Raw genomic sequence first — 25,590 nt, forward strand, 5'->3', positions numbered from 1 at the left:
CAGCGGCCCACTGCCGGATGAGACAGTCAGCGACTACGCTAGCGGAATTGTGGAACCCGTCTACCGGACGATCATCGGCCTAGCCCGTACCGTCTTCTTCGTCGAAGGCCTGAAGTTCACCGTCAAGGGCGATGAACATATCCCCGCGCGGGGTGGTGCCGTGCTCGCGGTCAACCACACCGGGTACATGGACTTCACCTATGCGGGTCTACCGGTGCGCACGCCCAAGCGCTACATCCGGTTCATGGCCAAGAAAGAGGTCTTCGACGACAAGATCTCCGGCCCGATCATGCGTGCGCTCAAGCACATTCCGGTCGACCGTGGCGCGGGCGCGGACTCGTACAAGGCCGCGGTCGAATACCTGAAGCGCGGCGAGCTCGTCGGGGTGTATCCCGAGGCGACCATCAGCCGCAGCTTCGAGATCAAGGAGTTCAAGTCCGGCGCCGCGCGCATGGCGATCGAGGCCGACGTGCCGATCATCCCGATCGTCATCTGGGGCGCACAGCGGGTGTGGACCAAAGGTTTCCCGAAGCGGCTCGGCCGCACCAACACTCCGATCTCCATCGCGGTCGGCGAGCCGATCCCGCCGTTCGAGCCGGCCGCCGAGCTCACCGCGAAGCTGCGCTCGACCATGCAGGAGATGCTGCTCGACCTGCAAAAGGACTACACCCACGAGCCGGGCGCCTACTGGGTACCGGCCCGGCTCGGCGGCAGCGCTCCTACGCTGGAAGAGGCCGACGCGCTCGATGCCGCCGAGGCCGCGGCGAAGGCCGCACGGAAGACGGCCACGTAGTAGCGGAGATTCGGATGGCGCGGGAACCGGTTTACGACATTCTCACCGGCTTGGTCCGCACCATTTTCCTGGTGCAGGGGCTGCGGTTCGACATCGCCGGCCAGGACCGGATCCCGCGCACCGGCGGTGCGGTGCTCGCCGTGAACCACACCGCGTACCTCGACTTCATGGAGGTCGGACTGGTCGGCCGCAAGTCGGGCCGCAACGTCAGGTACATGATGAAAGCCGAGCTCGAGCACGGCATCGTCGGCTTTCTGATGAAGCACTGTAAGGCGATCGGGGTGGACCGCACGGCGGGCGCCGAATCCTATAGTCGCGCGGTGCGGGCGCTGCGCGACGGCGAACTCGTCGTGGTCTATCCGGAAGCCACCATCAGCCGCAGTTTCGAACTGAAGGAATTCAAGTCCGGTGCCGCCAGGATGGCGCTCGAAGCCGATGTCCCGATCATCCCCGTGGTCATCTGGGGTGCCCATCGCGTCTGGACCAAGGACATCCCGAAACAGCTCGGCCGGCACCGGTTTCCCGTCAACATCCGCATCGGCGAACCCATCCCGCCCGCGCCACCACGCGAAAACCTCACCGCCACCCTGCGTTCCCGCATGAGCGACCTCCTCGACCAGGCGCAACAGGACTACCCCATGGAACCCGGCGCCCGCTGGGTCCCCGCCCGCCTCGGCGGCACCGCCCCCACCCTCGCCGAAGCCGCCGTCCTGGAACAGGAAGAACTGGCCCGCCGCCGAGCCAAATCCCAACCCCCGCAACACTAACCGCCATGCGTGACACGTGGCATCGGCCGAGTTGTCACTCCGTGGTGTGCCACGCACCGCGCCGCCGCCAGCCGAATCCGACTGGCGCTTCGGGAGACCGGCGGTGGGGCGACTCGGCGAGTTAGATGCGGTCGAGTGGCCGGCAGGGGACCGGAACGGGGAGGGCGCCGCGGAGGAAGGCCGTCGGCGGGACGCCCATGAGGGTGCGGAAGTCGGCAGTCATGTGGGACTGGTCGAAGTAGCCGTTGTCGGCGGCGAGCTGCGCGAGGGGAGTCTTGGCCGGTCGGGTGTCGGCGGTGCGCCATCGAGCGTTCACCGCTTGGGACAGCACGCGGCGCACCCGATCGATGCGCGCGAAGTGCTTGGGGGACAGTCCGATGCCAGCGGTGAACAGGTTGCGGAGTTGGCGTTCGCTGACCGCGAGTTCGCCGGCCAGCGCTTGCACGGAGCGTCCGGTGGGGTCCGCCGACAGCGCCGCCACCGCCGCACGGAGCACATCGCGTCGGGTACGTAGTGCCGCATTCTCGGAGATGCGTTGCGGCAGTGCCTCTTCCAGGAAGGCGACGATCTCGTCCGGCGCCAGCTCGGCCAGCTGATCGGCGAGATCCGCTGCGACACCGGGCAGGTCGGCGAGGCGAACCACCCGGTTGGTGAGGGCAACCGCCGAAACGCCGAGCAGCGGCAGCGCCGCACCGGGCGCCAGGCGGAGCCGGACGCACCCTGCGGGCTTGATGGGCTCGGTGTAGAACGCTTTGGTCTGCGGGCCGATGACCAGCATCTCCCGCGGACCGAACTCCTCGGTGCGCAGCACGAGCGTGGCCGCGGTCTGCGGCAGGTGGGTGAACAGCTCGGGCAGGTCATGCACCGTCGGAATCTGACCGAGCTCGGTGAACCAGGGCCGCAACGATTCCGGCGCGGGCACCGTCGCTTCGACGAGGTCCGTGGTCACGACGGGTGTCGTGCGCAGCATGGTGGTCACCCGACCCACTGTAAGCACTGATCAGGTCGGCGACTGTGCCGAAATCTCCTAGAGAACGCGGTGGCCCGGACGGCAGCGTTGAGCTCATGATTCTGATCACCGGTGCCACGGGCACCATCGGCGGCGACATCGTTCGGCAATTGGTGGCACGCGGCGAGCAGGTCCGCGCCGTCACCCGGGAACCGGCGCGGGCGCAACTACCCGCGGGCGTCGAGGTGGTCCGCGGCGACTATCTCGACCCCGGCTCGATGGCCGCGGCCGCGCACGGCGCCGACGCGGCGTTCATCGTCGGCGTCCTCGGCCCGGAATACGCCGACGCCGACCGCACTCTGATCGCCGCCGCCCGTGACGCCGGCGTCCGTCGCCTCGTGAAACTCTCCGCCATCGGCACGGGCGACACCGCACTCGGCGGCGTCGGTACCTGGCACCTGCCGGGCGAACAAGCGGCCCGCGAGAGCGGTGTCGAATGGACCATCCTGCGCCCGAGCTCGTTCGCCTCGAACACGCTGAGCTGGGCCGACGCGATCCGTAACGACCAGCCGGTGCCCAGCATGACCGGCACCGGACAACAGGGTGTGGTCGACCCACGCGACGTCTCCGCCGCCGCGGTCGCGGCCCTGCTCTCCGCCGACCACGCGGGCAACATCTACACCCTCACCGGCCCGGAACTCCTGACCAGCACGGACCAAGCCGCCATCCTCGCCGAGGTCCTCGGCCGTCCGGTGCCGGTGCTCGATGTGCCGAACGAGGCTGCCCGCGAACACATGCGCGCCGCGGGCATGTCCGCGGCGTTCATCGAGGGTGCCCTCGCCGGGCAGGCCTATGTCCGCGCGGGTGGCAATGCCGTGCTCACCGACGATCTCGAACGGATCCTGGGCCGGCCGCCGCGCACCTACGCCGACTGGGCCTCCGACCACATCGCCGCATTCCGCGAAGCGCCGACTGCGGCCACCACTAGCCGCATGACTCTGGCGTAGTGGAGTAACCCCGCGCGGTGCCGACCACGGGTAGCGCCGCCATAGCAGTGGGAAACAGCGGCACTGAGCACGCCGACGGAGCAGGAGCAGCGGGCATCGAGCACACCGGAGGAGCAAGAGCAGCGGGCATCGAGCACGCCGAAGGGGACGACACCGTGTGGTGCCGTCCCCTTCGGGGTTCGCCGCGACTACTGCGCGGTGGAGCGGAAGGTGCGCAGACGCAAGCTGTTGCTGACGACGAAGACCGAGGAGAACGCCATGGCGGCACCCGCGAGCATCGGGTTCAGCAGGCCGGCCATGGCCAGCGGGATGGCGGCAACGTTGTAGGCGAAGGCCCAGAAGAGGTTGCCCTTGATGGTGCCCAAGGTCTTGCGGGACAGGCGAATCGCGTCGGCCGCAGCACGTAGGTCGCCACGGACGAGGGTCAGGTCGCTGGCCTCGATCGCGACGTCGGTGCCGGTGCCCATCGCCAAACCGAGGTCGGCCTGGGCCAGCGCCGCGGCGTCGTTGACCCCGTCACCCACCATCGCGACGACCTTGCCTTCGGCTTGCAACCGCTTGACGGTGGCGACCTTGTCCTGCGGCAGCACCTCCGCGATCACCTGGTCGATGCCCACCTGCGCGGCGATCGCCTCGGCGGCGGCCGTGTTGTCGCCGGTCAACATGATCGGCGTGAGCCCGAGCGCACGCAGTTGCGCAATCGCCTCGGCCGACGTCGGTTTCACGGCATCGGCGACCACGAGTACGCCGCGCGCCTTACCGTCCCAACCGATCGCCACCGCGGTTTTGCCCTCGGCCTCGGCGGTCCGCATGGTCCGCGCCAGATCCGCGTCCAGGTGCTGTGCCCAGTCGGCGAGCAGCCGGGCCCGTCCGACGATCACCGCGTGCCCGTCCACCACGCCCTGCACCCCGAGGCCCTCGATATTCGCGAAGCCCTCGACCGCGCGCAACGCGCCGGTCTGTTCCCTGGCGTCCTTGGCGATCGCCTGGGCGATCGGGTGTTCGGACGAATCCTCCAGCGCTCCAGCGAATGCGAGCACCTCGGCGGGGTCTTCACCTTCGGCCGCGACGACATCGAGCAGCGTCATCTTGCCGGTGGTGACGGTGCCGGTCTTGTCGAGCACCACGGTATCCACTCGCCTGGTCGATTCCAGCACCTCCGGGCCCTTGATCAGGATGCCGAGCTGCGCACCGCGACCGGTCCCGACCATCAGCGCGGTCGGCGTGGCCAGCCCGAGGGCGCAGGGGCAGGCGATGATCAGCACCGCGACCGCGGCGGTGAAGGCCGCGGCGACGGAACCGCCGGTGCCGAGCCAGAATCCGAGCGTCGCGACCGACAGCGCGATCACGATCGGCACGAAGATGCCGGAGATCTTGTCGGCCAGTCGCTGCGCCTGGGCCTTGCCGGTCTGCGCGTCCTCGACCAGCTGCGCCATCTGGGCCAGCTGGGTATCCGAGCCGATTCGGCTGGCGCGCACCACGATCCGGCCACCGACGTTCACGGTGGCACCGACCACGGTGTCGTCCGGCCCGACCTCGACCGGCACGGACTCGCCGGTCAGCATCGAGGCGTCGACCGCGGACGAGCCCTCGGTCACCACGCCGTCGGTGGCGATCTTCTCGCCGGGCCGCACGACGAACTGGTCGCCGACGGCCAACTGCTCCACCGGGATTCGCTGCTCAATACCGTCGCGCAGGACCGAGACCTCCTTCGCGCCGAGTTCCAGCAGGGCCCGCAGCGCCGCGCCGGCGCGCCGCTTGGACCGCGCCTCGAAGAAGCGTCCGGCCAGGATGAACGTGGTGACACCTGCGGCGGCCTCCAGGTAGATGCTGCCGGTGCCGTCCATCCGGGAGATGGTGAACTCGAACGGGTGCTTCATGCCCGGCGTGCCCGCGGTACCCCAGAACAGCGCGTACAGCGACCAGCCCAGCGCGGCGAGGGTGCCCATCGACACCAGCGTGTCCATGGTGGCCGTGCCGTGGCGCAGGTTGGTCAGCGCCGCGCGGTGGAACGGCAGCGCACCCCACACCACCACCGGCGCGGCCAGCGTCAGCGAGAGCCACTGCCAGTTGGTGAACTGCAGTGCGGGGATCATCGCCATCGCGATCACCGGCACCGTCAGCACCAGCGAGACCAGCAGTCGCGTGCGCAGCGCGGCCGTCGGATCTTGCTCGGCGACAGCGACTTGCGCGGGCGCGGACTTCGGCGGCGGCAGGGTCGCGCTGTATCCGGCCTGCTCAACGGTGGCGATCAGCTCCGCGGGGGAGACGTCACCGGTGACATCGACCCGCGCCTTCTCGGTCGCGTAGTTCACCGTCGCGGTGACACCGTCGAGCTTGTTCAGCTTCTTCTCGATGCGATTGGCGCAGGACGCGCAGGTCATGCCGCCGATTACCAGTTCGACCTGCCCGGTGCCGGGTGGTTGCGTCGCGGTGGTCATCGTGTGCTCCGTTCTGTGCGGCACGGTAGTGGAGATTCAGTCGTCGCTGTCGCGACGGTGGTGCGCGCCGTGCTGGGTCGATATCTGTCGAGTCGGTGCCTCGCAGCGCCGGCCGGACCTCAGTGGCCGTGTGCCGGTTCCTGGGCGGGGGCGCCGGGTGCCGGAGCGGGCGCGGGGGTGTTGCCGTGCCCGTCGTGCGTCGCGGACTCGGCAGCCGCGGTGCCCTGGCCGACGGTCAGCGTGAATTCGGCGGTGCGGACCACCCCTTCGTGCTGGAAGTCGAGGAACAGCCGGTAGTCGCCCGCGCTCGGTGCGGTGACATAGAAGGTGATGCCCGGTCCCGCCGGTGTGACACCGTCGCCGGGGTGACCGTCGGGGTGCACGTGCAGATAGGCGAGATCGGCGGCGCGCAGTGCGACGAGGTGACCGTAGGCCGCCAGGTAGGGCTGCAGGTCGGTAACCGGTGTGCCGTCGCGGCTGACGGACAGCGTGACCTTCGAGGATCGGCCGGGGGTGACGGCACCGTCGAGGGTGACGGTGTAGCCGTCGACCGTGCTGGTGGTCGCCGCGACCGGCAGCGGCCGCGGGTCGTAATTGCCCGCGACCCGCAGGTCGGTGCCGAGGGTCAGGTTCTCGCCGCCCTCGGGGGTGAAGTCGGCGAAGACTCGATAGTCGCCCGCGCGGGTGAGATCCAGGGGGACGCTCCAGGTTCCGTCACCGCCGAGTACGGGGTGGACATGCTGGAAGGCGGTCATGTCGCGCCGCACCACGATCAGGTGCAGGTCCTTGTCGTGGGCGCGCTGGTAGCGAGTGAGCGGTGCGCCGTCCTGGTCGAGGATGCGGAAGCGCAGCGCGACATTCGGCGCCGCAGCGGTGAGCGCGGTGTCGAGCCGCAGCGTGTAACCGCCTGCGGTAGCCATCGTGCCGTTGGGTTCGCGCGCGGCGGGGGCCACGGGGACGTCCTCGTGCGCGTGTGACTCGGGGGCCGCCGGCTCGGGGCCGAGCGCCGCGCCGGTGGCGATGGCGATCCCGAAGACAGCGACCAGGCCGAGGGCGAAGCCGGCGAACTTGGTGGTTGCGTTCATCGGATGCTCCGTTTCCGGTGTCGGTCGGCGACGGCCTCTGCCGTGCTCCTGCTAGCTACCATACCCCCCTAGGGTACTGAGTCAAGAGATTGTTTCGCGGCGGGAGAAGTGCTCCTCGTCACGGCCCGGATACGAAAGAAGCCACCGCCCTCAGGGCGATGGCTTGTTCCGGTGGGCTGCGCGCTCAGCCTGCGTGCAGGTTGCGGGCGGTGGGTGAGGTTTCGGTGGTGGCGGGGTCCGGATGGGTGCCGAAGACGCGGTCGGCGGTGCCGGAGGTCGTCACGGTGAACCAGTAGTGCTCGTTCTTGTAGTGGTGGTGACGGTGATTGCGCCAGACTGCGCGATACAGCGCGCCCTTCGGCTTGTAGTCGGTGTGGATCAGGTAGTGCGTCCACTCGTAGCCGAGGCCGAGGACCGTGATGGTGACCAGGAACGTCAGGCCGAGACCCAGGCGCGGGAAGGCGAAGGCGGCCAGTGCGAGCAGTACCACCACCAGCACCGACAGCGTCCTGGTCGGGATGAAGATCAACGGGATATTGCGCGGATCGACATGGTGCGCGCGATGTTTGCGAGCCAGTTCGCTGTCGATCGGGATCGGACCGAGTCGCCTCGGCCGCCAGTGCAACACGGTGACATGCACGATCCATTCGAAGACCGGGAACACCGCGAGCATCACCGCGGGCACCAGCAGATCGGTCGATTGCCAGTCGCCCACCAGGATTCGGCCGGCAACGGCCACGCTCAGTGTGCCGCCGATGAGCCACGGCGAGGGATGGCGCAGGAACTCGCGGAACGCGGCGTCGAGCGTGAGTCCGCGGCGCAGTGACCGCTCGCGGCCGCGTGCCCGGCCGCTCGCTTCGATTGAATGCTGTTCGGAAGCATGGGATTTCGTCATGGTGTTCCTAGGTGAAGCGTGCTCAGTGTCCGTCGAGGACGTCGATCAGTGCGGTGGTCGCCGGCTCGAGCAGGGCCCGGGCGATATCGGCGGCCTCTTGCGGCCTGCCCGCCACGATGGCGGCGGCCAGTTCGCGGTAGGCCCCGACATTGCCCACCTCGGCGGACATGATCGGGGCCAGCGCCGCGAGCGCTGGTTCATAGGCGGCGCGCAACATGTTGAACATCAGCCGGAACACGATCGAGTCGGCCGCGTCCACCACGTGGTCCCAGAACTCCATCGCATGCCGCTGCTGCGCCACCGGATCCTGTTCCGCGGCAAGCGCTTCCACCGTGTCCGCCAATAGGGCGCCCACCGTCTCGGCATCCGCCGCGCCCAGCCGTCCCGCGGCGAGTTCCGCCACCTTCGGCCCGTTGTGCAGCCGCGCCTCCAAAATGCTGCGCGCCACCTTCGGCTCCAACTCCCCGGCCTGCACCAGCAGCCGCGGCAAAACCTCCAGCCCCGCCCCCCGCCGATAATCCAGCACCGTCGTCGCATCCCCCTGCCGCACCGCGACCAACCCCGCCGCCGCCAGCCGCTGCAACGCCTCCCGCACCGCAGGCCGCGACACCCCCAACGCCTCCGCCAACTGCCGCTCACTCGGCAACGTCGCCCCCGGCACCAACTCCCCACTCAGCACATCCGCCGCGATCTGCTCGAAAACATCCCCCGACACCGACCGCTTGACCACAGGTTGCAAAGCCATAGCCCTACTGTGCGCCTAATAGGTCAGGAGGTCAAGTGGTCAGACCAATTCTTGGCGAAGCATTTTGCCGGCGGAGCATCACGGAGTGCTCACCCGCCCTTGCCGCTCTGTCCCGCCCGGATGGGCTCTGAGGTCGTAGCCCGGTTCAGCTCGGGTCGGAGCCGCGGATGGCGGAGAGCCAGAGGGCGGTGGTGGCCGCGACGCAGGTGGCGGCGAGGAAGGTAGTGAAGGAGCCGCCGTCGACGTAGATCCAGAGCAGGGCTGCGAAGGGGGCGGCGACGGTGGATTGGGCGTCGAGGAGGAGGCGTCGGCGTAGCCGGGACGCGGTGGTGGTCAAGGTGGGGGCGTTCGGGTCGGTGCGGGACGGGTTGTCGATCAGCCGCCCCGGTGGTTCCGTGCTGCGGATGCGGCCGGATGGATAGAGGCGGCGGCCCGCGACGTGGATGGTCCGATCCGTGAGATCGGCGCGGCTTTCGATCATGCTCATCAACGCGGGATCGAAATAGACCGGGACCCACCGTGGTCGACCGGTGCCACTGATCTCCAGCCAAGATCGGCTGAGCAGCCGGTGCTGCTGGCGAATACGCGAAACACTCACGGTGCGCGCCGATCCAGACGGCCAGAACACCAGAAACCCCAACGCAACAGCGATCCGGTAGCTCGAATATCCGATGATCCCCAGCGCCACCGTCGCCAGCGCCGCCACCTGGTCCAGATCGCCGAACGGCGCCCAGGCGAGGCACATCGCCAGGGCGCCGATCGTCACGCTGCTCGGATAGGCCAGCGGGTGGCCTGATCCGAAACTCACTTCAGGAAGCCCACTTTTGTGTAGTCAGCGGAGGCGAGGCCGAAAGCGCCGTAGTTGGCGAGGTTGTCGCGGACGGCGTAGGTTCCCGACGCTTGGTGCAGCGGAACGGAGTAACCTTCGGCCCAGATCATCTGGTCGCACTTGTTGGCCAGCTCGATTGCCTTCTGCGGATCCAGTTCCGAAATGGTCTCCTCGATCAACGCATTCAGCTCTGGCGAACCGATTCGGGCCTTGTTGCCCTGCAGGTTGTTCGGATCGTACGCGTAGATCTGGGGCAATGCACCGAGCGGGAGAACGCTACCGCCCCAGCTGAACTGGGCGATGTCGAAGTTGCCTGGATCGATGACGTTCTTGAACAACCCGGCACCGGGCACCGTCTGGATATTGAGCTTCACCCCGACCTTCGCGAGATTCTGCTGCACGATCTGCGCGGTCTGCACCCACAGGTCCTGCTGATACATCACATCGCGGAGCTCGAGCTTGCGTCCATCCTTTTCGCGTACATCACCGTTCAGCTTCCAGCCGAGCTCGTCCAGCATTCGTGCGGCCTCGTCGGGGTCGTACGCGATGGGCGCGGAATTGTCTTGGTAACCCTTCTGTCCCGCCATGAAGATGTGGTTGTTGAGCGGTTTCGGGTTGTCGACCACGCCGTTCTGGGCTGCGCTGACCAGGCCCTGCCGGTCGATCGCCTTCGAAATCGCGATGCGCAGCTTGGGGTCCTCGAGCAGCGCGCCAGGTGCGCCGTTGAAGGTCAGATGCGACCAACTCGGCTCAGGTGCACGACGGATGACGACATTCTGCGAGTTGCGTGCCGCGGTGACGTTCTCGATGCCGGACATGTAGGCGTAGTCGAGCTCGTTGTTCTGAATCGCGGGCAGCCGTGCCGTGCTGTCGAGCACGCTGAAGGTAATCGACTCCAGCTTCGGGGTCGGACCCCACCATTTAGGGTTGCGGCTCAAGATGATCCGGTTTTGGCCGCGGTCGATCTCGGTGATCACGAACGGTCCTGCGCTGACCGCCAGGCCGTTCCGGTCGCGATCGTTGAATGCCTCAGGGGTTGCCGTGGTTTCCTTCGGGTACAGGTAGCCGAATTGGCCTTTCCATTCGGCATAGGGCTTGTTGAATGTGACGATCGCCTGCCGATCGTCGACTCCACGTTCGACCTTTTCGACGCGTTCGAAACCACTGGTGGAAGACACGAGGTAGCGGTTGTCCCGGCCGCTTTGCGCGGCTGCCTGCGAGCGCAGATCCTCCCAAGTGATCGGCGAACCGTCGGACCAGACGGCCTTCGGGTTGATCGTGTAGGTGACCTGTTGCGGGCTGGTGCTCGTCAGTTTCACGTCGGTGAAGTAGTTGTGGTCCACGGTGAGTTCGCCCGCGGCGTCACTGACAAACGGCGAGGGCATGGTCGGCGCGGCAACCGCCGACACATCCTCGAGACCCCCGTCGACGTGCAGGTAATTGAAGGTCTCCGGAAATGAGGTCAGCGCAAGGCGCAGGTTGCCGCCGTCGCGTAGTTCACTCGGGTCCTTCGGGTTGATGTCGTTCGTGCTGCCGATCGTGCTCGTACCCGGCGTCACGCCGCCGTTGTCCGCGCAACCGGACATGATCAGCCCGACGGCGACGCACGGAATCGCAAACCGCACGCCTAAATGGCGAATCCTCATTCGGGACTCCCTTTTCAGTGGAAAATCGGAAATGCCTACTTGAGGAACCCGATCTTCGTGTAGTCGTAAGACGCCAATCCGGCCGCACCGAAGTTCGCCAGATTGTCGCGAACCGCGACATTGCCCGGCGATTGCATGAGCGGCAGCGAATGCCCCAACTCGAAGACCTTACGGTCGACCTGATTGGCCAGCTCGACGGCCTTTTTCGGGTCGAGTTCCGAAATCGTCTGCTCGATCAGCGCGTTGAGCTCGGGGGAGCCGACGCGGCCGTAGTTGCCCTGCAGATCGTCAGGGTTGTAGCCGTAGATCTGGTTGAGGCTGCTGAGCGGGAACGGGTCACCCACCCAGGTCCACTGACCGACATCGAAGTTGCCCGGCTGGATGACATCGGTGAAAAACCCGGTGCCCGGCTTGGTTTCGATGTTCAGCTTGACGCCGATCTGGGCCAGGTTCTGCTGAATGATCTGGGCCATCTGCACCCAGACATCCTGGTTGTACATGACGTCGCGGATTTCCAGTTTCCGCCCGTCCTTCTCCCGGACGTCACCGTTGAGCTTCCAGCCGAGCGCATCGAGTTCACTGGCCGCGGCGGCCGGGTCGAAGCCGAGGCTGTTGTCCCGGTAACCTTCCTGCCCCTGCAGGTACACGTGGTTGTTCAGTGGTTTCGGGTCCTCGACCAGACCGTTCTGGATCGCGGTGGCGATGGCCTGACGATCGATGGCCTTCGAGATGGCCACGCGCACACCGGCGTCGGCGAGCACGGAGCCCGGCGCACCGTTGAAGGTGAAGTGCGACCAGCTGTTGCCCGGCGCACGCCGGATCGCGATGCCGGGCGTATTGCGCGCGGACTTGAGCTCGTCCCTGCTGGCCAGGCCGACCGCGTCGATCTCGTTGTTCTGCAGTGCGGGCAGGCGTGCGGCGTTGTCGAGGACGCTGAAGGTGAGGGTATCGAGCTTCGGCTTGTTTCCCCACCACTTGGGGTTGTGGCCCAAGACAATTCGGCCCTGCGCCCGGTCGACCGACTGGACGAGGAACGGGCCTGCCGTCAAAGTGATCTCTTGCAGCTGGCTCTTGTTGAAGGCTTCAGGTGTCGCCGTGACGGACTTGGGATAAAGGAACGAGTTCCCCGCGAATTGCCCACGCCAGTCGGCGTAGTGCTGTTTGAACGTGATGACGGCCTGTCGGTCGTCGACGCCGCGTTCGACCTTCTCCACCCGGTCGAAGCCATTGTTGATGGCGATCAGGAAGGTTTTGTCGGCACCGCTGAGAGCGTTGGCTTGGGAGCGGATGTCTTCCCAGGTGATGGGGCTGCCGTCGGACCAGATGGCTTTCGGGTTGATCGTGTAGGTGACCTGCTGAGGCTCGGTGTTGGTCAGCTGGACGTCGGTGAAGTAATCGGTGTTGACCGTAAGCGCCGCGGCGGCATCGGTTTTGAAGGCGCGCGGCAGCATGGGCCGCAGCAGCGACCCGGTGTCGGCGTCGTTCCCGTCGTTGTGCAGCGCATTCCAGTTCTGCGGCAAGGCACTGAGCGCGAGACGCAGGTTGCCGCCGTCGCGCAATTCGTTGACATCTCTCGGGTTGATGTCGTTCGTGGTGCCGAGCGCGGCGGTGGAACCCGCTGGTGCGTCGGTGTCGTCGGCGGCACAGCCGCCCGCGATCAAACCGATGGCGAGCAGTGGAATCGCCACTCGAATGGTCAATGAACGAACCCGCATGGTCCGCTCCTTTCCGCAGGAATACTGCGTAGTTACTTCACGAAGCCGATCTTGGTGTAGTCATCCGACGCCGACCCCCCGGTGACCCGAGGTCGGCGATGTCCGCGCGCACGCTCCATTTCCTTCTATCGGCTGACGGCGGGCACGGGCACCGCGTCGATGAGTTCTCGGGTGTACTCGTGCCGTGGGTCGGCGAAAATCTGTTCCGCCGGGCCGGATTCGACGATCTTGCCGCGGTACATCACCGCGATATCGTGGGCCAGGTTGCGCACCACGGACAGGTCGTGCGAGACGAACAGGTAGGACAGTCCGCGCTCGATCTGCAAGTCGCGCAGCAGGTTCAGCACACCGGCCTGGATGGAGACGTCCAGCGAGGACACCGGTTCGTCCAGTACCAGGATCTCCGGGTCCAGCGCGAGTGCTCGCGCGATGCTGATGCGCTGTTTCTGGCCGCCGGAGAAGTCGGCGGGGTAGCGCTCGGCGTGATCGCGGCGCAGGCCGACCTGCTCTAGCAGTTCCGGTACCCGGCGGCTGATCTCGTCGCGTCCGCGCCCGTCGATGCGCATCGGCTCGGCCAGTGCGTCGAAGATCGGTAGGCGCGGGTCCAGCGACGCGGTCGGATCCTGGAAGACGATCTGCATCTTCCGGCGGATCTCCCGCTTGCGCGTCTTGGTCAGGGTCGCGACGTCGCTGCCCATGATTTCGATGGTGCCCGATTCCGGCCGGACCAGGTCGAGTATCTGGCTGAGGGTGGTCGATTTGCCGGAGCCGGACTCGCCGACCAGCGCCAGCGTGCGGCCCGCGCGTACCTCGAAGCTGATGCCGTCGACGGCGCGGATCTCGCCCTTACGGCGCTTGAACAGGATGCCTGCGGTGATCGGGAAGGTCTTCACCAACTCCGAGACCCGCAGCACCACTTGCTCGCTGACCTCGGCCTCGACCCTCGGCTCGGTGACTTCCTGCCGATAAGCCTCAAACAGGTCGTCGGTGCCGACCTCCGCGGTGCGGATGCAGGCGGCGGCGTGGCCGGGGTTGGTCTTCTCCAACGGCGGCTCGGCGACCCGGCATTCATCGATCGAGATGGGGCAGCGCGGCGCGAACGAGCAGCCCGGCGGCAGTGCGTGCATGGCGGGCGGTGCGCCGAAGATCGGGATCAGCGGCTGGCGGGCCGGGCGATCCATCCGCGGAATGGAGCCGAGCAGGCCAACCGTGTACGGCATCCGAGGTGCGCTGAAAAGTTCGGTGGTGGTGGCGGTTTCGACGATCTTTCCGGCGTACATCACCGCGACCCGGTCGGCCAGCGTGGCCGCGATGCCCATGTCGTGGGTGATCATGATGACGCCGGCGCCGGTGATATCGCGCGCCTTGCGCAACAGGTTCAGGATCTGCTTCTGCACCGTGACATCGAGCGCGGTGGTCGGCTCGTCGCAGATGATCAGCGCGGGATCGTTGGCGATGGCCATGGCGATGACCACGCGCTGGCGCATGCCGCCGGAGAACTCGTGCGGGAAAGCCTTGGCGCGCACCTCGGGTTCGCCGATGCCGACCAGGCCGAGCAGCTCGATCGCCTTGGCCGCGGCCTCGGTCTTGCTCATCTTGCCGTGCGCGAGCAGGGCTTCGGCGATCTGCTCGCCGACCCGGTACACCGGGGTCAGCGCCGAGAGCGGGTCCTGGAACACCATGCTGATGGAACTGCCACGCAGCCTGGACAATTCGCGGTCGCCGAGGCCGAGCAGTTCGCGGCCGCGCAGCCGGATGGAGCCGCCGATCCGCGCCTGCTCCGGCAGCAGGCCGATCACCGCGAGCGACGACACGGACTTGCCGGAACCGGATTCGCCGACGATGGCGAGCACCTCACCGTCGGAGACGGTGTAGTTGACACCGCGCACCGCCTCGATGCGGCCCTCCTCACTGGGGAAGGAGACGCGGAGGTCGGTGACCTCCAGCAGCGGTGCGGTGAAGTTCTTCTCGACCACGACCTTCTCGGTGGGGTCAGCGCCCGTCATACCTTTGCCTTCTTCTTCGAGCGCGCCCGCTTGGCGCCGGGATCGAATGCGTCGCGCAGTCCGTCACCGACCAGGTTGGCGCACAACACGATGGTGATCAGCAGGCCACCGGCGAACAGGAACAGCCATGGATAGGTGAGCGCCGACTTGGTGCCGGACGCGATCAGCGAGCCGAGCGAGACGTCCGGCGGCTGCACACCGAAACCGAGGAAGCTGAGCCCGGTCTCGGCCATGATCGCCGCGCCGACCGCCAGCGTGGTGTCGATGATCAGGATCGAGGCGATGTTCGGCAGGATGTGGCTGACGATGACGGTGCGCGTCGGCGCGCCCATATACCGTGCGGCCCTGACGAACTCGCGGTCACGCAGGCTGAGCGTCAGGCCGCGCACGATGCGCGCGCTGATCATCCAGCCGAACAGGCTGAGCAGCAGAATCAGCAGCAGGATCGATCCGCTGCCCTTCGTGCGCGGCGCGAACAGTGCCACGATGATGAAGCTCGGCACCACAAGCAGCAGGTCGACCAGCCACATGATCGCGCGGTCGGTCCAGCCGCCGAGCAGCCCGGCCATCGCGCCCGCCGTCGCGGCGATGGTGGTGGAGACCAGCGCCACGCACAGGCCGATCAGCAGGGACTTCTGCATGCCGCGCAGGGTTTGCGCCAGCACGTCCTGCCCGATCTGCGTAGTGCCGAACGGGTGCTTGGCGCTGGGCGGCTTCAGCAGGGCGGTGTAATCCAGCTGCTGATAGTCGTATTTCAACAGCGGCGGCAGCGCGAAGCTGGCGATGAACAGCAGGATCAGGATCACCGCGCCGATGACGGCGGGCTTGTTGCGCAGGAACCTGCGCAGCACCAGCTTGCTCCGGCCCGCCGCCGCGGGTTCGGGCGCGCCCTGAACAATGATCTCGGCTTCGGTCATCGCACACGCACCCGAGGATCGAGAATCGCCAGCACCACATCCGAGAGCAGGCCCGACACCAGCACCACCAGTCCGGCGAACGCGGTCACCGTGACCACCACGTACAAGTCCTGGGCATTGATCGAGTCCACCAGCCACTCACCGACGCCGTGCCAGCCGAAGATCTTCTCGGTGAACGTCGCGCCGGTGATCAAGCCGAGCAGGCTGTAGGCGAACAAGGTCGCCATCGGAATCAACGCCGTACGCAAGCCGTGCTTGTAGAGGGCTTTGCTGCGAGTCAGGCCTTTGGCGCGGGCGGTGCGAATGAAATCGCTCTGCAGCACGTCGAGCATCGCGTTGCGTTGATAGCGGCTGTATCCCGCCATACCGCCGAGGGCAAGGCCGGCCGTCGGCAGCACCAGATGCTGGAGGCGGTCGAGCAGTTGTGGCCAGAATCCGTCGATGCGGTTCGCCGAGGTCTCCCCGGTGTAGAGGAATATCTGCGAGCCGGTGAGCGAATTGATTTCCAGCGCACCGTATTTCAACAATGTCGCGAGCAAGAACACCGGCGTGCTCAACACCAGCAGTGAGATCACCGTGGTGAAGTAGTCACTGAATTTGTATTGCCTGATGGCACCCGCCGCACCGATCAGCACACCGAGCACGGTGCCGACCACGGAACCGAGGATCAGCAGCCGCAAACTCACCGCGACCCGGCGCGGCAGCTCCTCGCTCACCGGCTGGCCGGCCAGGGTTTTGCCGAAATCCCCTTGCGGGATCCCCTTGAGCCAGGTGATATAGCGCTGCGGGATCGGATCGTTGAGGTGTAACTCCTCCGCCTTGGCGTCGATCACCGCCTGCGGTGGGCGCGGGTTGCGCTGTTCCAGACTGTCCAGCGGGCGAAACGTCAGCGACGCCAAGCTGAAGGTCAGGAACGACGCCAGCAGCAACAGCACGACATAGTGAAGCGCGCGTCGTAGCAGGAAGCCGGTCATCAGTCCTCATGGTCTTTCGGCTGGACGGACCAGCGTCGAGTATTAGCCCCTGATCATAAGGACGATGACCCGGTCGCGCGTGTCACGTCGGGTTCGGCATGTCCTTTATTCTTGCGGCACACAGGTGCGCGGGCGGTGCGACGCGTCGGAGGGGGAGTCGTGAGTTATCCGCAATATCCCGGGGGATACAACCCATATCCGGCGTATTCGGCCGGAGTTCCCGCGCCGAGCGGGGCGACCGCGGTGACCGCCGGGGTGCTCGCGTGCATCGGCAGTATCGGCCAATTGCTCGGTGGCGGAATCAGTTTGGCGTTCGGGTTGATCGGCTGGCAACTGCAGGATTACGACACATCCGGGCTGTTTTCGCAGGACTGGTTCCAGACCTGGGCCATCGTGTCCGGAGTGCTGTCGCTGGTGACCGCGGTCGTGCTCGGCGTCGGCGCGGTCGCCATGTTCAGCCGGAGATCGTTCGGCCGCCTGCTCGTTGTCGTCGGCTGTGTCACGGTGGTGGTCGCCCAGCTCGTTGGGTTCGTGCTGGTCCGTTCCATCGACGGTTCCTCGGACGGGCTCGGCGTGATCAGCGACGATGCAGGCAGTCTGATCGGGCTCATCTTTCCCGTCGCCACCGCGGTACTCGCGCTGATTCCGCCGACCACCCGCTGGTTGGCATACAGCCCCGCCGCCGCCGTCCCCCGGCAATACGGATACCCCTACCCGGGGCCGCCGCAGCCGGGTCTGTCCTGGCAGCCCGTCGCCGATCAGGCCTGGCACCCCGTCGCAGATCAGGACTGGCACCAGCCATCCGCACCCCGAGACGCCTGGAGCGCGCCCGCCCAACCTGCTGCGGAAGGTGGCGGCTCGGTGCAGGACGACAAAGCCGTTGAGGAGTCGTCAGCACCGCAGGTTGCGTGGAATCTGTCCGCGCAGCCCCCACCGAGCAGTCAGGGCGATTGGCCGCCTGTCGTACAACCCGTGCCCGACGAAGAGACGGTCCGGCATCCGCCATCGGGCCAGCCGAAGCCGCAGGACGACAGTGTTCGGCGTCCGCCGCCCGCGTAACCGCTCGTGCGTCGAACGAACGGTTCGGAGTGCGCAGGGCGACACGCCCGCCACTTCGAGATGGTTGTCCGGCAGGATGGAATAGGTGACCCTCCTGCACCTGCCCAAGCCGAAGATGGTGGCCACCGATGTCGACGGCACCCTCATCGACCACGACGAGCGGGTCACCGCGCGCACCAAGGCCGCGGTCGACGCGCTGATCGGCGACGGTGTGCCGTTCGTGCTCGCCACCGGACGGCCGCCGCGCTGGATCGATCCGGTCGTCGACGGGCTCGGCTACGCGCCGCTGTGCGTGTGCGGCAACGGTGCGGTCATCTACGACAGCGCGACCGATCGGGTGCTGGCCAGCATGACGTTGGACGTGGACACCCTGTCCTGGATCGCGGACCTGGCCGAGGAAGCACTGCCTGGGTGCGGGCTCGCGGCTGAGCGGGTGGGTGCGAGCGCGCACGACGCGGTCACCCCGCAGTTCGTGAGCTCGCCGCTCTACGAGCACGCCTGGCTGAATCCGGACGACACCACGGTGGCCCGTCACGAGGTCATCGACGCACCGGCGATCAAGATGCTGATCCGACTACCCGGCGCCCGCAGCTCCGACATGCGCACGGTGCTCGCGCCGCTGATCGGCGAGCGCGCCGATATCACCTACTCGACCGAGCACGGGCTGATCGAACTGTCCGCACCCGGTGTCACCAAGGCGTCCGGGCTGTCGATCGTCGCGCAGCGCCTCGGCGTCGAGGCCGCGAACATCGTCGCGTTCGGCGACATGCCCAACGACGTGCCGATGCTCACCATGGCGGGCCACGGTGTCGCGATGGCGAACGCGCACGCCGAAGCCAAAGCGGCCGCCGACGAGGTCGCCGAGTCCAACTCCGACGACGGCGTCGCCCGTGTTCTAGAACGCTGGTGGATCTGAGCGGGTAACCCCACCGGCTGGTCCCGCGAAAGCCGCACGCGCCCAGTCGATGTCGGCGAAGAAGCCGGAGGGGGTGTGGCAGCGGCCGAGAGTCGCGATACACCGGTTCGACCTGGGCCGCGAGGTTGGCAACACATTGCGGCCGATCACCGTGCCGTTGAACGCAATCGGAGCCCGCTGCCGTGGCAGCGAGCTCCGAGCGACGAGTTCTGGTCAGCCCGCTGGTTCGGGAGCGGGGTTCGGGAGGAAATCCTCGGGTGCGGGGAACTGGAGGGTGCCGGGTTCCGGAGTTGCGAACTCGGCGGGGGCCTCGGCCGAGTCCTGGCTCGGGGCCGGGACAATGGCGGGTGCCGGAGCGGGAACCGCAGCGGGAGCAGGAGTTTCGGCCGGCGCCGGTGCCGGACGACTCGCCTCCTGCTGATACATGTCGTTGTAGGTCTTCCACACCGTGGTGACGATCCCGGTCGCCTGATTGAGGATCAGCGAGCCGTACTGGAAGTCCGAACGCAGGCCGTCCGGCACCTGATACGCATCGCTCTGCGGCAGACCGAGCACGCCCGCGTCGCCGCCGAGCTGCAGGAAGCGGTCGAGGATCGCGCCGATCACCTCGATCACCTTGCCGTCGGGCGCGGTGTAGACGTATCCGTTGGCGAACTTGGCGTACTGCTGGCCCTGCGCGGCGGGCAGCGGCTCGGTCTGCGCGGCGCCGAGCGGCCCACGCGGACCGCCCTTGTCGGCCCAGTGCTTGGCGATCGGGTTCTCGTTCACCATGCTGAGCAGCTTCTTGGTGAGCGCGGCCAACGCGGCGAGGTCGGGCTTGCCGCGCGGCGCGGCCTGCGGGGCCGTGCTGTTGGCGGTGCCGTCGGTGCCGGTGCCGGTGCCGGTGCTGTTGCTGTTGCCTGCGGCGCTGTCGCCACCGTTTCCGCTGTTCGCCAGGCTCGCACCGCCCGCGACACTCGCGGCGATTTCGCGAATTCGATCCATCATGTCGTAGGCGGCGTCACCCGGGCAGGAGGTGTTGCCGACGTCGCGGTGCGCGAACACGATCGGCAACTTCACCGCCTGGCCGTAGGCGTACGAAGTGAATTCGGTGCCCTCGGAGTACATCGTGGTGTAGCCGACCGGGTCGAGGCCCGCGATCTTGGCCCGCCAGCCGATGAACTCGCCCATCGCCTCGATCGACTCTTCGCTGGGCTCCTCTGAGGTGTAGTTGCCCATCAGCGCGACACCCGCGGTGTTCTCGTTGAAACCGCCCGCGTGCGCGCCCTGCACCGCGCGGTTGAGCCCGCCCGCGCGACCCTCGAAGATCTGGCCGTACTTGTCGACCAGTGCGTTGTAGCCGATGTCGCACCAGCCCAGCGTCTGGGCGTGATAGGTGTAGATCGCGCGGACGATGCCCGCGGACTCTTCCCTGCTGTAGTCGTTGCGCCCGGCGGTGTGGTGCACGGTGATGCCACCGAGACCGTCCTTGCCGGGGCCGTCGTCGTAGGTGGGTTCTTCGCAGCGGATGCTCTCGTCGGCGCCCCACCCCTCGCGGGTGATCACCTTGGGTCCGCCGCCGGGCACGGGCGCGGCGACCTTGTGCAGCGCGCTGTCGATGGCACCGCGACCCGGATCGATGAGGACGGCGGTCAAGTCGACACCCGACAGCTGGGCGGGGTCGTCCGTGCGCGGTGCCGGTGGGTTCGCGGGGTCCACAGCGGCGTCGTCCACCGCCGCCGCGGCGGGCTTGCGGGTGACCAGCATCTGCACCGCGTTGGTGGTGCCGACGTAGATCGGTTCGGTGCCGGTCTTGCCGCCGGGGGCGGTGCGATCGGTGCGGCGGGTGTCCACCGGCTCGGTGTCGAACCATGGCCCCCAGGTGCCGTCGGTCTGGCGGGCGCGCAGCAGCGCCTTGGTGCTCGTCAGATCGGCGCCGGTGAGTGCGACAACGCTGAAAGGCGTTTCCCGGGACAGTTCCTTCACCTGCGCGCCGACCTGGTCGGCCCATTCAGCTGGGACGGCGCCGGGTGCGAGCGCGGGGGTGTCGGGGGTGGTGCCGGGCTCCAGGTGGCTGGGGTCGGCGATGAAACGGGCGCCCGGAGTGGATGTCGGTGCCTGCGTTGGCTGTCCGAAATTGGGAGCCTGACCTGGGGCCGGATTCTGAACAGGGCCAGCCGCCTGGCCTGGTGCTGTCGCCTGGCCTGGTGCGGGGGTCTGACCTGGAATGGGGTTCTGACCGGGCGCGGCGGACTGGCCCGGTACGACATTCTGGGCCGGCGTGCTGGCTTGGCCCGGCACGACGCTCTGGCTCGGCGCGACCGCCTGGCCCGGGGCAGGATTCTGCGCCGGTGCGGCGGCTTGCCCGGGGACAGCGTTCGAGTTCGGTGCGACCGCCTGACCGGGGACGGGGTTCTGCGCTGGTGCGGCGGTTTGGCCTGGGACGCCGTTCTGGTTCGGCGTGCCGGCCTGGCCGGGCACGGCGTTTTGGCTCGGTGCGGTGGCCTGACCTGGGACAGGATTCTGCGCCGGTGCGGCGGCTTGCCCGGGGACAGCGTTCGAGTTCGGTGCGGTGGCCTGGCCGGGGCCGGGGTTCTGGGACGGCACGGCGGCCTGCCCGGGGGCGTTCTGATTCGGCGCTACTGCCTGACCTGGAATGGATTGCTGGTTAGGCGCGGTGGTCTGGCCTGGAATGGCGTTTCGATTCGGCGCGGTGGCCTGGCCGGGAAATGGTGCCTGCCCTGGTGTGGCGGCTTGTCCCGGGAATGGGGTCTGGCCTGGTGCGATGCCCTGCCCGGGAGTGGCGTTCAGTCCAGGTGTCGAGTTCTGACCTGGCGCGCTCTGCTGGCCGGGAGTGGCCGGGTGTTGACCATTCAGCTTGGGTAGCGGAATTTCTTTGGGTAGTTGCACGCCGGGCGGCAGCGGTAGCCCTTCCGGAATGGGAATGGACGCTGGTAGCGGCAGCATTCGTAGATCGGACAGGCGTAAATCCGGTAGGTCCAATCCGGTGAGTTCGCGTAGCGGTAGCACGATGTCGGGCGCCGAATTCAGCACGACCTCGGCCAGCTGCGCCGGTACGGCGGCGAGCTCGGTATCGGTGGCCGAGCGATAGTCGGGCGAGTCGCTCATCGTGAGCGCCGCGAGCGGGGCCGCTACCGCAAGCGTGGTGACAACCGGGAGGACGTAGGAACGTTTCGGTTTGCGGTAGGGCACGAGCGTCTCCATTCAGGTCGAACCAGTGATCGTCTGCAAAACCAGGGTTGCTTCCTGATGTATCAACGACCACAATAGTCACAACTGTCACATATCTAAACCTCTTGTTGAGGATTATGTGATTGCTCGAATGTAGCTCTCGGAATGCGGCCGGGACGGAACGACATGCCGACAGGTATCCAATCCGCCCGGCCCCGGAATACCGTGGGAGTGAACGGATGCGACGCAACACAGCACCGGAACGAAAGAGCACGGGGGGAGCACGAATGCGGGTGAAATCTGCGCGCAGAGAAAAGCGAGCGGTACGCCGGGGGCAGTGCAGACGCGGACCCGATCGACCTGCGCTATCCGTGCGTCCGGTGCTGGTCACAGGCACCGCGGCGCTAGCGGTGGGCACCGTGCTCGTGCTGTGGGCCTGGCCGGGGGAGACCCCCTATCGGACGATGGCGGGACCGGGTCACGGGCGGGGCATGAGCCAGCACGGCGCGTTGGCGAACGCGCAGGAGGGGTGGACCGCCGAAGCCATCCTCGGCCACTACTACCCGGGCGCCACTCTCGGCACCGTTCCGGCAAACACCGTCGGCATCCGGCTGACCGCTCAGGACGACTCCACCCTCGACATCTACTCGGCCGCCGGTCTGCGCGTCGCCGGTCGGATGGTGCAAGCCGGGCAAGCCGCCCATTTGACCCCGCTGCCGAACGGCGGAGCGAACGTCGTGGTGACGGTCGGGTGCGAGGGCGAGGTGCTGTGGCAGGCCGGGACCAACGATCCGTGGGTCTATCCGCTCGACCCCGGCCCGAATCGACCCGTCGCCGAACACCTCACCCTCTGCGGCGGCACCGGGTATCGCGGCGCACTCGGTGTGACGATGGAGAACGGGGCGGCGCGCACCGTCAACCGCGTCGACGTGGAGGACTACCTGCTCGGCGTCCTGCCTGCCGAGGTGCAGGCGAACTGGGCGGACAAGGGCGCGGCCGAGGCCTTGCGCGCTCAGGCGATCGCCGCTCGCTCGTATGTCCTTGCCGAGCACCGTTATTCGTACGCGCAGAGCTGCGACACCACCGACTGCCAGGTGTATCCCGGCACCGTCAAGGAGGATCCGCGCACGGCCGCCGCCGTGGCGGCCAGCGCCGGGACCGTGCTGCTGCGGGACGGGCGGATCCTGCGATCGGAGTACTCCTCCGCCCCCGACGGCGGCGAACCCGCCGACATCTACACCTTCGAGGTCGGACCCGCGCTGAGCGATCTCGCCCCCAACGCACCCCGTATTCCGGTGGACCCGCGCACCCGAGCCGCGGTCGGCGAATCACCGATCGACATCGAGTACCGGCGGATCGGTGGCGCGAGCAGCGCGGTCGGCCAGCCACTCGGCCCGGAGATGGCACTGCCGGAAAACGCCGGCACCTACCGCATGTTCACCAACGGCGTCATCATCTCCACCCCCACCCTCGGCGCCCAGGTCGTCGACTTCACCACGCTCCTCCAGTTGGTCCCCGACCCCGCCGCCCCGGCCCCGACCGGCCCCGGTGTGCCGCCCGCCCGCGAATCCGGCGTGGGCATACCGCCTGTGGATAAACCCGCACCCGCCGGTTCGAGCACACCGCCTGTGCATGAATCCGCCCCCACCGGTGTGGTTGCGCCACCCGTGGTCGAGCCCACACCTGCCGGGGCGAGCATGCCTCCGGTGGGTGGGCCCGCGTCCGCGGGTGCGGCGTCTGTGGGTGAATCCGCGCCAGTCGGTGCGGGCGTACCACCTGCGATTGAGCCCGCACCGGCCGGTTCGAGCACGCCGCCTGTGCATATATCCGCCTCCGGTGTGGTTGCGCCACCCTTGGTTGAGCCCGCACTTGCCGGTATGAGCGTGCCTCCGGCGGGCGAGCCCGCGCCTGCGGGTGTGACGCCTGTGGATGAATCTGCCCGTCGCGCTTCGAGCGTGCCGTCTGCGGATGAATCCGCGCCGGTTGCGGGTGTGCCGCCGATGGTTGAGCCCGTACCGGCCAATGCGAGCGTGCCTCCTGTGGGCCAGCCCGTGCATGCGGGTGTGACGCCTGTGGATGAATCTGCGCCTGCGGGTTCGAGCGTGGCACCTGTGCAAGAATCCGCGCCGGTCGGTGTGGTCGAGCCCGCGCCAGCCCCTCTGAACGTGCCCACCGTTCGCGAACCGAGACCTGCGGTTGTGGCGCCTGTGGATGAGTCCGCGCCCACTGATGTGAGCGCGCCGCCGGGGCGTGCGCCCGTTCTGCCCAGCGGAAGTGCGCCGCCCGCGAGGAGATCCGGCGTGCCCGGCGTAAGTTCCACGCTTGCAACGGAATTCGTACCCTCCTGGACGAATTCGCCAGGTGCAACGGACGCTGCGGCGTCTGGCGTGAACGCACCTCTCGGGAGCGGGCGCGCGGTGTCCGGTACCAGCGCGCCGTCGCGGTACGAGTCGGTGGCGTCGAATGCGAACACGCGGCGCGAGCGAGAATCCGCGCCGTTCGGTACCGGCGGGTCGCGGCTGTCCGGCTCGGAGCCATCGAACGCGAGTGCGCTATGGATTGGTGAATCCGTGCCGCCCGGTGCGCATATCGCTCCCGTGCAGGAGGCGGTGCCGCCAGGAGTGAGCGCGCCATCGGCGCACGGGCCCGCGCCGTCCGATGTCGTCGTGGCGCCGCTGCACGAGTCGGCGCCATCCAATGCGAGCGTCCCGCCCGCGTTCGAGTCCGCACCGTCGAGTTCCGGTGTGCCGCCCGTGTCCGCACAGGCCGGTGCCGCCTCGCCGCCCGCGGCATCGGCATCACCGGGGCGCACGCTCGCACCGACAACCGCGGCTACTCCGACGCCACGTCCGACGCCTGGGATTCCTATCCCCGCAGGTACCGCGACCGGTGCTGACCTCGAGCACACGCCGAAGCGGACGCCTATGCGGAGCGGACCGATTGCACCCGAATCCTCGGAAACCGTTGTGGCGGAGCTGTGATGGGTTACCGCGGTGATGACGACTGCACGGTGGTGCCGGTCTAGGTGGACACTTTTCGTTGCGTCGCAACGCTAGAAGCCCGGCAGGGGCCGAAAGTGTCCGCCTAGACCGGGCTCTCGGTAGACCTACCTCAGTCCGGCGCCCCATCACCCAGTGCTTCGGCGAGCGTCCGCAACAACCCTGCGAGCTGCTCGCGCGAGTCCAGGTCCAGCGACGCGAGCAGCCGCTGCTCGTTCTCCATGTGCTTCGGCAGCACATCGTCGATCACCTTGCGACCTTCCGGGGTGAGTTGGACCCGGATCACCCGGCGGTCCTCCGGGCACGGCCGGCGTTCGATCCACCCTTTGGCCACCAGCCGATCGATCCGGTTGGTGATCGCACCCGAGGTCACCATGGCCACCTTGATCAGCGCACCCGCGGTGAGGCCGGCTTCGCTGCCGGAGCGGCGCAGCGTGGCGAGCACGTCGAACTCCCAGAACTCCATGCCGAAGTCGCTGAAGAACCGTTTGAGGTCCTGCTCGAACAGGCGGGACAACCGTTGGATCCGGCCGATCACTGCCATCGGCGAGACGTCGACATCCGGCCGCTCCCGGTTCCAGTGCTGGGTGAACAGATCCACCGCGTCCATGACCGCTCCTCTCGACTCTAAGAATCTTAACATTGATCTACTTGACGTTGAGGCACTCGGCGGAGT

At 67.5% G+C, this 25,590-nt stretch carries 19 protein-coding genes; 6 read left to right on the top strand and 13 right to left on the bottom strand.

Annotation, left to right across the window (positions count from 1 at the left end):
• Positions 1-49 precede the first annotated feature (49 nt).
• Both ACIHA7_RS26070 and ACIHA7_RS26075 read left to right on the top strand, forming a co-directional pair.
• Complete coding sequence (locus ACIHA7_RS26070) at positions 50-793, top strand: lysophospholipid acyltransferase family protein (RefSeq protein WP_397293558.1); 744 nt, start codon at positions 50-52, stop codon at positions 791-793.
• A gap of 14 nt (positions 794-807) precedes the next feature.
• Entirely contained in the window at positions 808-1,560 is a 753-nt protein-coding gene (locus ACIHA7_RS26075; RefSeq protein ID WP_397293559.1) for a lysophospholipid acyltransferase family protein, read from the top strand.
• Between the two features lie 121 nt (positions 1,561-1,681).
• Here ACIHA7_RS26075 and ACIHA7_RS26080 read toward each other — a convergent pair whose 3' ends face one another.
• Positions 1,682-2,530 (bottom strand): helix-turn-helix domain-containing protein, encoded by an 849-nt coding sequence (locus ACIHA7_RS26080; RefSeq protein ID WP_397293858.1) that lies wholly within the window; start codon positions 2,528-2,530, stop codon positions 1,682-1,684.
• Positions 2,531-2,625: 95 nt separating this feature from the next.
• Here ACIHA7_RS26080 and ACIHA7_RS26085 point away from each other — a divergent pair, with 95 nt between their 5' ends.
• Positions 2,626-3,516, top strand: coding sequence for an NAD(P)H-binding protein (locus tag ACIHA7_RS26085; RefSeq protein ID WP_397293560.1), 891 nt, complete (start codon positions 2,626-2,628; stop codon positions 3,514-3,516).
• 188 nt (positions 3,517-3,704) lie between these two features.
• Here ACIHA7_RS26085 and ACIHA7_RS26090 read toward each other — a convergent pair whose 3' ends face one another.
• From ACIHA7_RS26090 to ACIHA7_RS26135, 10 genes are all read right to left on the bottom strand, one after another.
• Positions 3,705-5,957 carry a heavy metal translocating P-type ATPase gene (locus ACIHA7_RS26090; protein ID WP_397293561.1) on the bottom strand — a complete coding sequence of 751 codons (2,253 nt, stop codon included), beginning with the start codon at positions 5,955-5,957 and terminating at the stop codon, positions 3,705-3,707.
• A 119-nt stretch (positions 5,958-6,076) separates the two neighbouring features.
• Entirely contained in the window at positions 6,077-7,042 is a 966-nt protein-coding gene (locus ACIHA7_RS26095; RefSeq protein ID WP_397293562.1) for a hypothetical protein, read from the bottom strand.
• 184 nt (positions 7,043-7,226) lie between these two features.
• Positions 7,227-7,937, bottom strand: a complete 711-nt coding sequence (locus ACIHA7_RS26100) for a sterol desaturase family protein (protein WP_397293563.1) — start codon at positions 7,935-7,937, stop codon at positions 7,227-7,229.
• A gap of 22 nt (positions 7,938-7,959) precedes the next feature.
• The gene (locus ACIHA7_RS26105; protein ID WP_397293564.1) at positions 7,960-8,682 is read right to left on the bottom strand and encodes a FadR/GntR family transcriptional regulator; all 723 of its coding nucleotides are present in this window, start codon (positions 8,680-8,682) and stop codon (positions 7,960-7,962) included.
• Between the two features lie 145 nt (positions 8,683-8,827).
• Entirely contained in the window at positions 8,828-9,490 is a 663-nt protein-coding gene (locus tag ACIHA7_RS26110; protein WP_397293565.1) for a hypothetical protein, read from the bottom strand.
• The gene (locus tag ACIHA7_RS26115) at positions 9,487-11,157 is read right to left on the bottom strand and encodes an ABC transporter family substrate-binding protein (protein ID WP_397293566.1); all 1,671 of its coding nucleotides are present in this window, start codon (positions 11,155-11,157) and stop codon (positions 9,487-9,489) included. Before ACIHA7_RS26115 ends, ACIHA7_RS26110 begins: the two co-directional genes overlap by 4 nt.
• 35 nt (positions 11,158-11,192) lie before the next feature.
• A complete protein-coding gene (locus ACIHA7_RS26120; protein ID WP_397293567.1) occupies positions 11,193-12,872 on the bottom strand; it encodes an ABC transporter family substrate-binding protein in 1,680 nt (559 codons plus the stop codon).
• A 125-nt stretch (positions 12,873-12,997) separates the two neighbouring features.
• Positions 12,998-14,878, bottom strand: coding sequence for an ABC transporter ATP-binding protein (locus ACIHA7_RS26125; protein WP_397293568.1), 1,881 nt, complete (start codon positions 14,876-14,878; stop codon positions 12,998-13,000).
• The gene (locus ACIHA7_RS26130; RefSeq protein ID WP_397293569.1) at positions 14,875-15,795 is read right to left on the bottom strand and encodes an ABC transporter permease; all 921 of its coding nucleotides are present in this window, start codon (positions 15,793-15,795) and stop codon (positions 14,875-14,877) included. The genes ACIHA7_RS26125 and ACIHA7_RS26130 overlap by 4 nt, the downstream gene beginning before the upstream one ends.
• Positions 15,792-16,769, bottom strand: a complete 978-nt coding sequence (locus tag ACIHA7_RS26135; protein ID WP_397293570.1) for an ABC transporter permease — start codon at positions 16,767-16,769, stop codon at positions 15,792-15,794. Before ACIHA7_RS26135 ends, ACIHA7_RS26130 begins: the two co-directional genes overlap by 4 nt.
• Positions 16,770-16,928: 159 nt before the next feature.
• Here ACIHA7_RS26135 and ACIHA7_RS26140 point away from each other — a divergent pair, with 159 nt between their 5' ends.
• Complete coding sequence (locus ACIHA7_RS26140; RefSeq protein WP_397293571.1) at positions 16,929-17,828, top strand: hypothetical protein; 900 nt, start codon at positions 16,929-16,931, stop codon at positions 17,826-17,828.
• Between the two features lie 115 nt (positions 17,829-17,943).
• Complete coding sequence (locus ACIHA7_RS26145; protein ID WP_397293859.1) at positions 17,944-18,744, top strand: HAD family hydrolase; 801 nt, start codon at positions 17,944-17,946, stop codon at positions 18,742-18,744.
• 213 nt (positions 18,745-18,957) lie between these two features.
• Here the strand turns inward: ACIHA7_RS26145 and ACIHA7_RS26150 are convergent, their stop codons facing one another.
• The gene (locus tag ACIHA7_RS26150) at positions 18,958-21,936 is read right to left on the bottom strand and encodes an N-acetylmuramoyl-L-alanine amidase (RefSeq protein ID WP_397293572.1); all 2,979 of its coding nucleotides are present in this window, start codon (positions 21,934-21,936) and stop codon (positions 18,958-18,960) included.
• Positions 21,937-22,295: 359 nt separating this feature from the next.
• On the opposite strand from ACIHA7_RS26150, the gene ACIHA7_RS26155 reads away from it, so the two are divergent.
• Positions 22,296-24,896 (top strand): SpoIID/LytB domain-containing protein, encoded by a 2,601-nt coding sequence (locus ACIHA7_RS26155; protein WP_397293573.1) that lies wholly within the window; start codon positions 22,296-22,298, stop codon positions 24,894-24,896.
• Between the two features lie 130 nt (positions 24,897-25,026).
• Here the strand turns inward: ACIHA7_RS26155 and ACIHA7_RS26160 are convergent, their stop codons facing one another.
• Positions 25,027-25,524, bottom strand: a complete 498-nt coding sequence (locus ACIHA7_RS26160; protein WP_397293574.1) for a MarR family winged helix-turn-helix transcriptional regulator — start codon at positions 25,522-25,524, stop codon at positions 25,027-25,029.
• Between the last annotated feature and the right edge of the window lie 66 nt (positions 25,525-25,590).

The sequence above is a fragment of the Nocardia sp. NPDC052316 genome, from assembly GCF_044547795.1.
Taxonomy (GTDB): domain Bacteria; phylum Actinomycetota; class Actinomycetes; order Mycobacteriales; family Mycobacteriaceae; genus Nocardia.

Coding starts and splice junctions, on each gene's coding strand:
- ACIHA7_RS26135 (WP_397293570.1), bottom strand. CDS start 16,769: ATGACCGGCTTCCTGCTACGACGCGCGCTTCACTATGTCGTGCTGTTG.
- ACIHA7_RS26125 (WP_397293568.1), bottom strand. CDS start 14,878: ATGACGGGCGCTGACCCCACCGAGAAGGTCGTGGTCGAGAAGAACTTC.
- ACIHA7_RS26105 (WP_397293564.1), bottom strand. CDS start 8,682: ATGGCTTTGCAACCTGTGGTCAAGCGGTCGGTGTCGGGGGATGTTTTC.
- ACIHA7_RS26120 (WP_397293567.1), bottom strand. CDS start 12,872: ATGCGGGTTCGTTCATTGACCATTCGAGTGGCGATTCCACTGCTCGCC.
- ACIHA7_RS26085 (WP_397293560.1), top strand. CDS start 2,626: ATGATTCTGATCACCGGTGCCACGGGCACCATCGGCGGCGACATCGTT.
- ACIHA7_RS26115 (WP_397293566.1), bottom strand. CDS start 11,157: ATGAGGATTCGCCATTTAGGCGTGCGGTTTGCGATTCCGTGCGTCGCC.
- ACIHA7_RS26090 (WP_397293561.1), bottom strand. CDS start 5,957: ATGACCACCGCGACGCAACCACCCGGCACCGGGCAGGTCGAACTGGTA.
- ACIHA7_RS26095 (WP_397293562.1), bottom strand. CDS start 7,042: ATGAACGCAACCACCAAGTTCGCCGGCTTCGCCCTCGGCCTGGTCGCT.
- ACIHA7_RS26160 (WP_397293574.1), bottom strand. CDS start 25,524: ATGGACGCGGTGGATCTGTTCACCCAGCACTGGAACCGGGAGCGGCCG.
- ACIHA7_RS26075 (WP_397293559.1), top strand. CDS start 808: ATGGCGCGGGAACCGGTTTACGACATTCTCACCGGCTTGGTCCGCACC.
- ACIHA7_RS26100 (WP_397293563.1), bottom strand. CDS start 7,937: ATGACGAAATCCCATGCTTCCGAACAGCATTCAATCGAAGCGAGCGGC.
- ACIHA7_RS26130 (WP_397293569.1), bottom strand. CDS start 15,795: ATGACCGAAGCCGAGATCATTGTTCAGGGCGCGCCCGAACCCGCGGCG.
- ACIHA7_RS26080 (WP_397293858.1), bottom strand. CDS start 2,530: ATGCTGCGCACGACACCCGTCGTGACCACGGACCTCGTCGAAGCGACG.
- ACIHA7_RS26145 (WP_397293859.1), top strand. CDS start 17,944: ATGGTGGCCACCGATGTCGACGGCACCCTCATCGACCACGACGAGCGG.